Below are 13069 nucleotides of genomic sequence, written 5' to 3'. Positions count from 1 at the left end.
GCATGTCTGGCACTGTTTAACCTACACACTTTGACGAGTGTTGGGTAAGCAATACCTCTCGTATGACTTATACGCCAGTCTGGCTAAAAGTGCTTACTGTGATTGGTAAAAAATAAGGTATCAAGGAGATAACCATGTCAGAACCTTTTGTGGGAGAAGTTAAGCTCTTTCCCTGGGATTGGCCCCCAAAGGGCTGGGCGCTGTGTAATGGGGCAGTTTTGTCCATCAATCAAAATCAGGCGCTGTTTGCGTTGATTGGCACCACTTACGGTGGTAACGGCACGACCACCTTTGCCTTGCCGGATTTTAGAGGGCGCGTTCCCGTGCACCCATCGGCCGCTCACCCCAAACAGGGAGTTGCCGGAGGGCAGGAGCAGGTCACCTTAACCGAAAGCCAGATGCCGCAACACACACACCTGGTGCACGCGAGCTCCTCGGACGGCACCCAAACCTCATTTCAAAACGCCGTGTTTGCTAAGTCGCCAGTGTATGCAGCGCCATCGGCGCTGCAACCGTTGGCGCCTAACATGGTGACCAGCTCAGGCGGTAGCCAATCACATAACAACATCCAACCTTCATTAGTGTTGAATTATTGCATCGCCACGGCGGGGATTTTTCCATCGCGGTCATAAACAGGGAGCACACGTTATGAGTGAATCATTTATTGGGGAAATTCGCCCGTTTGCCGGTAATTTTGCCCCCCGTGGTTGGCATTTTTGCAATGGCGATTTATTGCCAATCAGTGAATACGACACCTTGTTTTCACTGATTGGTGCCACCTTTGGTGGCGATGGTCGGACGACCTTCGCATTGCCTGACTTGCGCGGCCGCGTAGCCATGGGTGAGGGGCAGGCCAACGGCTTAACGGCCAGGCGTATTGGTGCCAAGTTTGGCAGCGAGACCGAAACCCTAACCGTTAATCAGTTGCCAAGTCACAAACACAATTTTGTAGCTACTACGGCTACTGCCAGTATTGACGTGCCTAACGGTACCCTATTTGCTGCTACCGGAGATGATGATATTTACCTGGACGCGGAGTCGGCCTCCGGGATGCCTGAGCGCATGACGGCTAATACGGTTGGTAGTGCAGGGGGAAGCCGAAGCCATAACAACATTATGCCGAGCCTGGCAACCAACTACATTATTAGTCTTTTCGGTATTTACCCAAGCCGAAGCTAAAAGGAGTTAATCATGGACCCATTTATTGGTGAAATCCGGCTGCTGCCTTATACTTTCGCGCCTCGTGGTTGGATGGCGTGCGAGGGGCAGTTGCTGCCAATCGCATCAAATACTGCGCTGTTTTCTATTCTGGGTACCACCTATGGTGGTGACGGGCGAAGCACGTTTGCTCTTCCTGATTTGCGCGGCCGCGCCATGGTAAGCGCCGGGCACGGCCCCGGGCTGCAAGCGTGGCGCGAGGGCGAGCGGCAAGGTACAGATTCGGTGACGTTATTAGAATCTGAGATACCCGCTCATAACCATGAGGTGACGGGGTTTAATATGGACGGCGCATCGGGTGACCCTAAGTCAACCAGCGTGCTGGCAAAAGATAAACGCGGTGGTGCTGGTACCCTGAAGTATTTGGGGGACGCTAGTCAGACATTGGACCAAGTTATGTCGCCCGCCGTGTTAGCCCCGGCAGGTGGTTCTCAGCCGCATGAAAACCGTCAACCCTTTTTGACCACGCAATATTGCATTGCAACTGTGGGGGTTTTCCCGTCTCGCTCTTAATATCGCTAAGCGAATGCATTGGTAATAGGTAAAAAGCTTATATGCAACAACACGTTCACTTTATATCCGGCCTGCCGCGCTCGGGCTCTACCTTGCTCGCGGGTATTTTACGGCAAAACCCGCGTTTTTACGCCGCCATGAGCAGCCCGGTCGCCGGGCTGCTCAATGGTGCGTTAGAGCAAATGGGGGCTGGGAGTGAATTTTACTCGTTTTTTGACGAGGCTAAACGCAAGCGTATTTGTCAGGCGCTGTTTAACGCCTACTACCAAGAGCAAGCCGACAAGGAGGTCGTGTTTGATACCGGCAGAATCTGGACGGCCCGCTTGCACCAACTGGCGGAACTGTTCGATGATTTTAAAGTGGTGTGTTGTGTACGCAACCCCGCCTGGATTATGGACAGCTTCGAGATGATCTACCGCAAAAACCCGTTCGATTACAGCCGTATGTTTAATGCCGCCAGCCGCCAAACCGTTTACAGCCGCTGCGAGGCCTTAATAAACGCCGGCGGCACGGTGGGCAGCGCCTGGACGGCGTTAAAAGAAGCTTATTATGGCGAGTTTTCTGATCGACTGTTGCTGGTTGACTACGACCTGCTAACTCAGCACCCGGCCCGCACCATCGAGCTTGTTTATCAGTTTATTGGCGAGCCTGTATTTACCCACGACTTTGACGCAGTCGAGTACGAACACAACGAATTTGATAAAGCCCTGGGGGTGAGTGGGTTGCACTCGGTGCGCAAAAAGGTCGAGTTTAAGCCCCGTCGCTCAATCTTACCCCCCGACTTATTCGCCAAATACCAGGATATGGATTTTTGGCAAGATAACGCCGGCACCGCCGCCAACATCATTGCCGCTAAAAAACACTCTGTCACGAGAGACAATCACAATGACTAACAAAATGCTTACCGGGTTAACCAGCCTGCTGCTTCCATTTGCCGCTTACGGCGCGCCTGCCAGCTACGCTAATTATCAGCGCAAAGCCCTGCCGGCGACGATCAGTGAGCAAGTGTTAACAACGCCCGATGCGTTGTTTCAAACGCCGCCACTAGCGCCAGATTACGATGGCGACACGTTAAGCATTACCCAAGGCACTCTCGTGACAGAGCTAGTGGTAATTGATGCGGCGGTGCCCGATAAACATGTGCTTTACCAGGGCTTAAAGCCCGGTTTGGCGGTGGTAGAGATAAACTCACAAGAATCGGGTGTCGAGCAATTAAAAGCCGTGTTAGCGCAATACAAGAATTTGGCGGCCGTGCATATTGTGTCTCATGCGACCGAGGGGGAGTTGTTGCTGGGCAACTCTCGTATTTCGGCTGAAACGATTAAGTCAGATGTAACGCTCTCGGCGGCGTTTAAACGCTCGGTACAAAAGGGCGGGGATTTACTGTTTTACGGTTGCGACTTGGCCGATCAGAAAGCAGGCGAAGCTTTTATTGATATCGTTCACAGCACCACCGGTTTAGACGTGGCGGCATCGGATGATAAAAGCGGTCGCGAATCCTTAAACGGGGACTGGGATTTAGAGATCGCCAGAGGTGATATCAATACAAAGCTCGCCTTCAGTGATAAAGCACTCACAGATTTCAGTTCTGTACTGGCTCCTGTGGGGACCAAAACCTTTGAGGGTGTTACTAATCAGGTCTATGCCGTAAACGCAGAAATGACGTTTCCAGCTGACGAGTTTGCCGCGTTTATTAAGTCAACTCAACCCGAGATCATTAATGGGACCAATGCCGGAGCCTGTATCGATGATTTGTATGTGAATTTATATTATTCAGATTCATCCTTTTATATCCGCTCTGAGCCCGGCGGCGATAGCTTTGGTATGGACCAGTTGGTTCTGCGGCAATCAAACTCTTATAATACTACTGAAGTTGATGTATATGGCTTCGACTCACTCGCATCTACTACCCCTATAGCCAGTAAAAAAGGCATTAGCTTACCCGCGGCGCAAGCCGCGACAAATGTTGACCTTTCTGTTACCACAAGTGGATCTTTTGCTAATATTAAAAAGCTGCAAATTGTTCCGATCGATGACAAAGCCTTTTGTATAAACTCTTTAACTTTTTCCACACCAAGCGATGTGACGCCTCCTGTTTTTAACTCAACCCCCTCAGTCGCCTCTGAAACCACCACCGGCGCTACCCTCTCTGCAGACTTAGACGAAGACGGCACAGTTTACTATGTGGTGGTTCCAAACGGTGCCGGCGCTCCGAGCGCAAGTCAGGTGAGCGCCGGACAAAATAGCAGTGGCGGTGCCCCCTCAGCGGTCGGTAATTTTACCACGACGGCCACGACTGGCAGTGAAGCGTTTTCAGGCCTTGTTGATGGCACAGCTTACGACCTTTATGTTGTCGCGCAAGACACCTCTGGTAATTTACAGAACTCGGCCGTAAAGGTTGATTTTACTACTGAAGTGGCTGTCGACAGTAACGGTAACTTAACCGCCGCAGGTAGCGTTACCGAGCCAGTAGGCTTGAATACCACGGTGGATACTGTTGGCGAAGCGGTTGATGTATTAGATTTTACTTTAACCGATGGCAGCGGCGGTGATGGCTTAACCATGACCGTGAGTGAAATTAGAGTGAATGTTAGTGGCACCTCAACCGATGCCGAGCGCGCTAAGGTGACCTGGCGCTTAAACGGTAACGACGCCACCGATGTGACCGGTACCTATAATCCCGGTAGCGATACGATTACCTTCGCGGGCTTGCCAATATCGGTTGCTCATGGCGCCAGTGAAACCTACACCATTAACGCCTACTACAACGACAACACCGGCCTGGTGGATGGTCATACGATTATTCTAAGCCTTGATGGTGATGCCGATGTAACCGTTGGCGGTGCAGGCACTCAAATGGGCACAACTTCGCCGGTAACCAATGGCACTGGCAGCAGCATTGATGTGATAGCCAGTGAGCTTGTGTTTAGCACCCAGCCTGCGGGCAGTGTATCGGGCGCGGCCTTAAGCACTCAGCCGGTCGTAACCGCACAAGACGCCTTTGGCAATACCGATACCGGCTTTACCGAAACAATCACCCTAACCGAAAGCTCTAATGGCGCACTAACCAGTAACGCCGTGGCGGCGGTGAGTGGTGTCGCTACCTTTACAAACGTGACTTACTCCGCCACAGCGGACCAACAAAGCTTTACCTTAACGGCCGATGATCAGGGTGGGGTGGGGACCGACCTCCCTATGGTTGGTGCCAACGCCGTTACATCGGATGTTGTCGCAACGCGGCTTGTGTTTGCCACCAATCCAGCCCCTTTAACTGTTACCTCTGGCGCTGTCACTGCGTTTACTACCGTGCCTGTGGTAAGAGCGGTGGACCACAATAGTATTGTTGATACCGGGTATAGTACGGGTATTACCCTGGCAGAGGTAAATGGAGCGGGTAGCGCTACCATGTCGGGTACGGGCGATACCGACGGCAGCAGTAATACTGTAACACTAAGCCCCAGCGGCGGTACGGCCACATTTACCGGCATGCAGATAACCTACACGGCAAGCGGCATAAGCTCTGAGACGTTTAACCTACAGGCAACGTCCGGTGCATTGACCGCAACTAATAGCGCACAATTAACCGCCGCGAATAATGTCCCTCCGAGTGTCAGCAGTATCACGCTGAGTGGTTCGCCAGCGGCGAATGCCAGCTCGGTTAGTTACAGCGTGAGTTTTGATAAGGTGGCCAGCAATATCAGCACGGATGATTTCACGCTCACCGCTACTGGCACCGCGAGCGGCAACATTGCCAGCGTATCGGCCGCGAGTGGCAGCTCGGTGACGGTTACCGTGGACACCATCAGTGGCGAAGGCAGCTTGCGGTTAGACCTTAAAAGTGGCACCAATATTGTGGACAGCAATGGCAATGGTAACGGTACTAACGGCCATACACCGGCCTTTACCAGCGGCAGTGCGCATGTTCTGGATGTTGTTGCCCCCACGCCCACCTTCACTACCACACAAAGCAGCCCTTTCAATGTGGAAAGTTTTGACGTGCAGCTGTCATTTGGTGAGGATGTTGCGGGCTTTGCACTGAGTAGGCTGGCGCTAACCAATGCTAGTGCCACGTTCCTGACAAATCTGGGGGGGGGCAACTACAGAGTCAGGATCAAACCAACCACTGATGGCGAAGTGATCGTGGGTCTGCCGGCGAACGTGGTCCAGGATGTGGCCGGTAATACTAATACGGCGGCGACGGATTTGTCTCTGACGTTTGATGGTACGGCTCCCACCTTAGCCGCTAGCCAACCGGCGGATGACTCCACAAGCTTCGGTCACGATGACGACTTGGTGTTTACTTTCTCGGAAGCCATTGTGGCCGGTACCAGCGGCGCCAATACCATTACGGTGTTTGACGCCTCAGACGATTCAACCGTCGCTAATATCGCTGCCGACAACGCCGCCGTGACGGTGATAGGCAGCACCGCAACAATTGAATTGCCCGGCAACTTAGACCCGACAACTGAGTACTATCTGCAGGTTGGCGCCAACGCCTTTACCGACGCCAGTGGCAATACCTATGCTGGTATTAGCGATAAAACCACGCTGAATTTTACTGTCGCCAACAGCGCACCGGTGGCCGTCAACGATGCCACCAGTACCGATGAAGACACCGTGGTGAATGTGGCTGTGTTGGGTAACGACACCGACAGCGACAGTAGCCTTAACCTCGCCAGCGTTATGATTGGCACCGCACCGGCCAGCGGTAGCACCAGTATTAATACCGGCACCGGGGTGATTAGTTACACCCCGAATGCTGACTTTGAGGGCTCAGACAGCTTTACCTACACAGTTGAAGACGTGTGGGGGGGAGAGTCTAACGTTGCCACGGTAACCATTACGGTTAACCCGGTTAACGATGCTCCGGTCGCCGCGAATGATGTGGTCGCCACCGATGAGGATAACCTGGTTAGTATCAATGTGGCGGCCAACGATACCGATGTGGATACGGGCGATAACCCCGATGTCTCCACTTTAGCTATCGCGACCGCACCGGCCAACGGTACGGCGGTGGTGAATAACGGTTTGATCGATTACACCCCGGATGCCGATTATGCGGGCTCGGATAGCTTTACTTATACCATCGAAGACAGCAACGGCACGGTGTCTAACGCGGCGACGGTAACGGTTAGCGTTATTGGTGTGAACGACGTGCCCGTTGCTGTCGCAGACCCCGCTAGTGTCGATGAAGACGACTCGGTCGAGGTTGATGTGTTGGCAAACGACAGCGATATCGATGGCAGCCTTGATGTCACCACAGTGGCGATTGTCAACGACGGCGCCCACGGTACTGCGGTGGTGAGTGCCACCACCGGGGTCATCACCTACACCCCTGACGCCGATTTTAACGGTTCCGATAGTTTTACTTATCAAGTGGATGACAACCTTGGCGGTACCTCTAACGAGGCGACTGTCACCGTCACCGTTAATAGCATCAATGACGCGCCTGTGGCCGCCAACGATACCGTTACCGCGTTGCTGGAAGACACCCCGCATAATATTAATGTGTTGGGTAACGACAACGACATTGACAGCGCCCTGAATGTGGCCAGCGTCGAGGTGGTGAGTGCACCGACGAACGGTGCCACCAGCGTCAATACTGGCACCGGAATGGTGACCTACACCCCAAGCGAGAACTACTTCGGTGGCGACAGCTTTAGCTACCGGGTGATGGATGATTTAGGTGAGTGGTCCAATACCGCCACGGTGACCTTAACCATCGATAGCGTCAACGACCTACCTGCGGCTGGCGATGACAGTGCCGTGACCGATGAGGACAGCTCCGTGTTGATCTCGCTGCTGGATAACGACAGCGACGTTGATGGTACGGTCGATATCACCACGGTCACGGTTACCAGCGCTGCCAGTAACGGCAGTGTGGACAATCACGGCGACGGCACTGTTACCTACACGCCCAGTGCGGACTTTAACGGCGTCGACAGCTTTGGTTACACCGTGCTGGATGACGAGGGTGGTGAATCCGTTATGGCAAACGTGAGTATCACCGTGAATGCTGTGAACGACGCGCCCACCATAAGTGGCAGTGCACCTACCTCGGCCCAGGTCGGTAGCACCTATGGCTTCACTGCCAACGGCGCCGATGCGGACACCGGTGATACTTTAACCTACTCGATTATCAACTTACCCTTGTGGGCGAGCTTTAACAGCAGCACCGGGCGCTTGGCGGGTACGCCGTTGGCCGTCGATGCTGGCACCTATTCCGGGATCGAAATCTCCGTCAGTGACGGCACCAGCCGCGACTCATTGCCGACCTTTAGTATTGAGGTGATCAACCCCGACGCTAATGAGGCGCCCAGTATTGGCGGTGCTCCAGTGGCTAGCATTACCGTTGGTCAGCTGTACCGCTTTGCGCCTACCGTCGCTGACGCCGACGGCGACGCCCTAAGCTATAGCACCTCGGGCGCGCCCGACTGGTTGGTTCTTGATGCTAACACCGGTGTACTCAGTGGTATTGCCGGCGATGCCCATGTTGGCCGCTACGACAACATAGTCATCAGCGTAAGTGATGGTCGTGAGAGCGTGCAGCTGGCGCCTTTCTCCGTAAACGTCACGGCGGCCATGGACAGCGACGGCGATGGCGTCAGCGATTATCAGGAAGGCCTGGATGATACCGATGCAGGTGACATTGAGGACTATCTCGATTTGACGCCGCCAATGCTAACGCCGCCACCGGCTATTAGCACTAATGCCACGGCGATGTTTAGCCCTATTGGCTTGCGCCAGTTGCTTGGCCTTGAGCAAAGTGCCAGCGATGATGAGCTAAACAATGCCTTGCAAGCGATGGTCAGCGACCGTATCGACGCGGAGTGTTGCGCGGTATCGGTGCGCAACATGACCAACGGTGTGCTGTACTTAGCGCCGGGTCGTCATACGGTTGAGTGGTGGGCTGAAGATCGTGCCGGCAACAGCGTACAACAGTCACAGCAAGTGGACGTTGCCCCTCTGGTGTCTATGAGCCCGGATCAAACAGTGGCCGAAGGGAGCATTACAAGGTTCCGGGTATTTTTAAATGGCCCCGCACCTGAATACCCCATCAGCGTACCTTATGTGGTGGATAGCAGTAGCACGGTTGGGGCTGATGATTACACCCTGGTTGGAGATCGCGTGAGCTTTGCGGAGGGCGAGCTTGAAGCAACTGTCGAGGTACTGATAGCGCCCGACAGTGAAACCGAGGCCGACGAAACACTGATTGTGGCGCTTGACTACCGTGCAGGAGAACCAGCCGATAGTTTGTATAACTTTAACCCAGGCGCGAAATCCCAACATCGGATTACGGTCACCGAAAGTAACGTGCCGGCAAATATCAGCGCACAGTTAATGCAAGACGGTGAGCGTCGCTCAGTGGTGGCGCGCGATGGTGGCTTATTACAGCTGAGTGCGAGCGTGTTCGACCCCGAAGGCGAGACCTATCAGTTGAGCTGGTCGGGTATCGCCGAGCTTGAATCTCAGTTTGCCGATGCCAATGAGAGCCTCAGCATTAGCCCCGAGCTGTTACCGGTGGGCGCATACCGTGCGATGCTTAGCGTGACCGATAGCGCCGGGCATATGAGTCATACACAAGTCCGGTTTGCGGTGGTTGAGAGTTTGCCAGCGCTGAGTGCCGAGAGCGATCAGGACGGTGACGGAGATAACGATGCCAGCGAAGGCTACGCTGACACCGACGGCGATGGCGTTCCCGATTATCTGGATGCACATACTGTCGGTCATGTGACATCGACCAGTACTGAGCACAACGACCGCTTCTTGCTGGAGTGCACCGTAGGTTTAAGTTGTAGCCCAGGCATTGGTGCGGGTGTTGACGGCGCGTCAGTGCTGATTGAGATGGGTGACCTGCCATCCGACGAAGGCTATACCAATGTCGGCGGTTACTTCGACTTTGCTGTGGGCGGGCTGGTGCACGTTGGTGATCAGGCGCAGGTCGTGATTCCACTGCGCGAATCAATACCAGCGGACGCTGAGTACCGTAAGTGGCAAAACGATGTGTGGTTTAGCTTTATCGAAGACGCCAATAATGCGCTGCACTCCAGCGCAGGTAACGAGGGCTATTGCCCGCCTCCGGGCAGCGATCAATGGCAAAGTGGATTGATTGAAGGCTACTGGTGTGTTCAACTTACCCTTGAAGATGGCGGTCCCAATGATGCCGATGGCGTTGCCAACAGTATGATTCTGGATCCGGGTGGCGTGACGAAGCGCGCATCTGATTCGGGAGAGGGCGAAGGCGATGAAGGCGATGAAGGAGAGCCTGAGGTGCTACCCCCACCATCCATTGATAATGATGGTGATAGCGGCGGCGGTGGTGGTGGAGCTACCGGGCCCTGGGTGCTGCTACTACTGGCACTGGGCGTCATCGCTCGCCAGCGGCGCAGGCTTGACCGCCAATAGTAATAACCTCGTGCTACGGCCCCTTTTGGGGCCGTAGCTTTACAGGGAAGTGATATGTTAATTGTTCCAATTCAGGATAAACCCGACTGGTCTCACCCGCCCATTATTACTCTGGCGCTCGTGGCGTTAAACGTTTTTGTTTTTTTGTTTTATCAAGGTAACGACGACGCCAAGCTCGATTTAGCAAGCGATATCTACCTCTCCCATCAGCTCGACGATATCGAGCGTTCTTATTACCGCGAGTACCTTCAAGAGTATCACCCCGAGAATGTTGCCCATTGGGATTCGCGCCACGCCAATGGCTCGCCCTTAACGCACGCTATGTTTGATTTTGAGTACGAGCATTACTTGCGTGAGATTTGGGTCGACCGCGGGCAGAGCATCGACGATGTTAATGGCTGGCGCGATAGTCGCCGGGCGTTTGAACATCAGCGCAACACCGTGAGCAGTTTGCAGGCGGGGCTAGTACCCGCCGAGTCCCGCCCGCTGAGCTTTATTAGCAGTATGTTTTTACACGGTGGCTGGGGCCATTTACTGGGAAACATGGTGTTTTTGTTTTTATTTGGCTTTACCCTCGAGCGGGCGCTGGGCACCTGGCGTTATCTGTTGGGTTATGTCGTTAGTGGTATTGCCGCCGGTGGTTTATTTGTTGCACTTAACCCGAGTTCAGAGGTCCCGTTAGTGGGAGCTTCGGGTGCAATCTCGGGATTGATGGGCATGTATTTGGCACTGTACCGCCTGCGAAAAATCCGGTTTTTTTACAGTGCCTTGTTTTATTTTGGTGAGTTTGTCGCGCCGGCGCTGTGGGTGTTTCCGCTGTGGATTGCCAAAGAGTTATACGGCCACTATTTTGTCGATTCGAATACCGCCTACTGGGCCCACATCGGCGGCCTGCTGGCGGGGGTGCTGGTTATGCTAGCATGGCCGGTAAGCCGCCGCGAGTTTGCTCAGCAAGAGATACAAAAAGATCAAACGGCCAGGCTAGAAGAGCAGCTGCAACAGGTTCAAGCTCTGGCGGCTGACCTGGAGTTCCCTCGGGCGCGTTCTCGGGTGCGGGTGCTCTGTGAGCAATATAAAACGGACCCAAGGCCGTGGCGCCTGCAATTTAACTTGTATAAAAGCCAGCCCGGCGACCGGGTGTTTCACGAAGTGACATTTGCCGCACTCAAGCAATTTGTACAAATGCCGACGCCGAGCGCTGAGTGGGCGGTGGCGGCGGATGAAATGGCGCAGGAGTATTGTGCATTAAGCCCTAAAGCCCCGGCACTCACGGCAAAGTTAGCGCAGGCGTTGGCGCAGCGTTTTTTACAACTTAATAAAAAGCGTCAGGCGGAGGTTTACCTGGCGTGGGCAAAACAAAAAGCGGCCAACGCCGGGCGGCCGCCTGCTTCATCGCCTAGTTAACGGCGATGGCCAGTAATTGCTCAAGCTCTATGCGCTCTTTGCAGTTGGGGTGTTTATTGAGGGTGTAGCGGGCGATGGCGCGGCCGTTGTTATCATCGCCAAGGTACTCAATCAAGGTTCTCGCTACCAGCAGGTACGCCGCAGGTAAAAAACGATCGTTGGGCTGGTGCTTGTGAAAGTTCTGCAGCAAGCGCACGGCGTTGCGGTGGTAACCTTGCTCGGTCATTTGCTCGGCAATAGTGACGGCGGTGGCCGACTTGTTCAACCTAAAGTTCGCAACACGCGATTGCACATCCAGTACAACGCCAACGGCCCGCGCCGGCTGGCGCTGATCTAAAAACAGCTGCACTAAATACTCGGCGTGGTTGGCAAGCGCTTGCTGATCATCCAGTAGCATTAATAATTTGTGATAGCGGTTGTGTAGTTCGGTGTCGTCACGCACGGTATCCAGTGCTTTGCGAAGGCTTTGGCGTGCCTCTAGATATTTTTGATCACTGATTAAAACTGCCACCTCACCCAGTGTGCGGGCTTTTAAAAACTCTTGTTCACTCAGTGTTTCGGTCTCGTCAACGGCGGTGTGATACCCCAGTTCGTGCTGATACTCAAATAGCACGTAACCGAGCATGGTGTAGAGCATAATGCTGAAGTAGGCTACCGAGAAATTCAGTGCGACAAAGGTAAGTATTCCGGGCGGCGCCTGCTGGGTTGTGTCACCGATTATAAAATCCGCCAGGATATAGGGGCCGACCGCGATTGCCTGCGAGCAGAACCAGAGTAGCAAATAGGGCCAGCCGATGATCATCATCAGTGTCATAAGCTTCAATGGGTTGAGCGCGCTGCGTACGGATTTATCAACGGCTAGCAGCATAATACTGGCAGGCATGGCGAGCGTTAAAAAGCCCACCACTAATAAACCCAAGCTTGGCGCCACTGAGGCGGCAAAGCTCACGACCAAGCCCATGGCAATCATCAATACCATTTGTCGTAAAAACAAATGATCGGGGTCATTGAGGAGAACGTCGGCCAACGAAGGMGCCTCAGTAAGCCCCTGGCCGCGCTCGTTAATGATGGCAAAACCGTATTTGATCAGCACCGCCATACTGAATAAGCTTGCAATCAGACCGGTAAGCCCACCATTGATGAAGGTGTTAAGCAGGGTTAGCAGCCCTAAAACCACAAGGGCACGGGCCTGCAGTGGGTAACTGAAAAAATGGGGGAGTTGCTGCCAAAAGGGCTTGGCGTCGGTCGCGTTGCCGAGATAGGACAAGGGTTGATTGCAGCGGATGCACGCCGGATGGCGTTGGCCCCAGTGGTGGCTATGGCCGGCAGGTATACACCGTTCGCCATACACGGTATCGCACTCGGCGCAGCTCCAGGTGGCTGGTGTTCCGGGAAAAAACTGACATTCCAACTTTGCCATATACAGCACTCCATGTAGGCTAAACTAAGCCGCTGGCCTCGTTTTGTGAAACGACGGGGCCTTTCATTTACATCCAATAAAAGCTTTATAAAACTACAGTAGCCTCAT

The 13069-nt window shown here is 53.9% G+C and carries 7 protein-coding genes; 6 read left to right on the top strand and 1 reads right to left on the bottom strand.

The window, feature by feature from the left end; all coding sequences use genetic code 11:
• The first annotated feature begins 134 nt into the window (after positions 1 to 134).
• From SD69_RS14205 to SD69_RS14180, 6 genes are read left to right on the top strand one after another with little or no spacing between them, the layout of a single operon-like run.
• Positions 135 to 632 carry a phage tail protein gene (locus SD69_RS14205; RefSeq protein ID WP_041523732.1) on the top strand — a complete coding sequence of 166 codons (498 nt, stop codon included), beginning with the start codon at positions 135 to 137 and terminating at the stop codon, positions 630 to 632.
• A 16-nt stretch (positions 633 to 648) separates the two neighbouring features.
• Entirely contained in the window at positions 649 to 1179 is a 531-nt protein-coding gene (locus tag SD69_RS14200) for a phage tail protein (protein ID WP_041523731.1), read from the top strand.
• Between the two features lie 12 nt (positions 1180 to 1191).
• On the top strand, positions 1192 to 1731 hold the full coding sequence (locus SD69_RS14195; protein WP_041523730.1) for a phage tail protein: 540 nt from the start codon (positions 1192 to 1194) through the stop codon (positions 1729 to 1731).
• Positions 1732 to 1772: 41 nt separating this feature from the next.
• Positions 1773 to 2624: a sulfotransferase family protein gene (locus tag SD69_RS14190; protein ID WP_041523729.1), complete on the top strand. Its 852-nt coding sequence runs from the start codon at positions 1773 to 1775 to the stop codon at positions 2622 to 2624.
• On the top strand, positions 2617 to 10137 hold the full coding sequence (locus SD69_RS14185) for a tandem-95 repeat protein (protein WP_041523728.1): 7521 nt from the start codon (positions 2617 to 2619) through the stop codon (positions 10135 to 10137). The genes SD69_RS14190 and SD69_RS14185 overlap by 8 nt, the downstream gene beginning before the upstream one ends.
• A gap of 54 nt (positions 10138 to 10191) precedes the next feature.
• Entirely contained in the window at positions 10192 to 11541 is a 1350-nt protein-coding gene (locus SD69_RS14180; RefSeq protein ID WP_052481182.1) for a rhomboid family intramembrane serine protease, read from the top strand.
• Here SD69_RS14180 and SD69_RS14175 read toward each other — a convergent pair.
• Positions 11534 to 12961 carry a tetratricopeptide repeat protein gene (locus SD69_RS14175; protein ID WP_041523727.1) on the bottom strand — a complete coding sequence of 476 codons (1428 nt, stop codon included), beginning with the start codon at positions 12959 to 12961 and terminating at the stop codon, positions 11534 to 11536. The genes SD69_RS14180 and SD69_RS14175 overlap by 8 nt on opposite strands.
• Positions 12962 to 13069: the final 108 nt, after the last annotated feature.

This window comes from Gilvimarinus agarilyticus (genome assembly GCF_000832015.1).
Taxonomy (GTDB): domain Bacteria; phylum Pseudomonadota; class Gammaproteobacteria; order Pseudomonadales; family Cellvibrionaceae; genus Gilvimarinus; species Gilvimarinus agarilyticus.
This window is presented reverse-complemented; position numbering and strand designations above follow the sequence as displayed.

Coding starts and splice junctions, on each gene's coding strand:
- SD69_RS14205 (WP_041523732.1), top strand. CDS start 135: ATGTCAGAACCTTTTGTGGGAGAAGTTAAGCTCTTTCCCTGGGATTGG.
- SD69_RS14200 (WP_041523731.1), top strand. CDS start 649: ATGAGTGAATCATTTATTGGGGAAATTCGCCCGTTTGCCGGTAATTTT.
- SD69_RS14195 (WP_041523730.1), top strand. CDS start 1,192: ATGGACCCATTTATTGGTGAAATCCGGCTGCTGCCTTATACTTTCGCG.
- SD69_RS14190 (WP_041523729.1), top strand. CDS start 1,773: ATGCAACAACACGTTCACTTTATATCCGGCCTGCCGCGCTCGGGCTCT.
- SD69_RS14185 (WP_041523728.1), top strand. CDS start 2,617: ATGACTAACAAAATGCTTACCGGGTTAACCAGCCTGCTGCTTCCATTT.
- SD69_RS14180 (WP_052481182.1), top strand. CDS start 10,192: ATGTTAATTGTTCCAATTCAGGATAAACCCGACTGGTCTCACCCGCCC.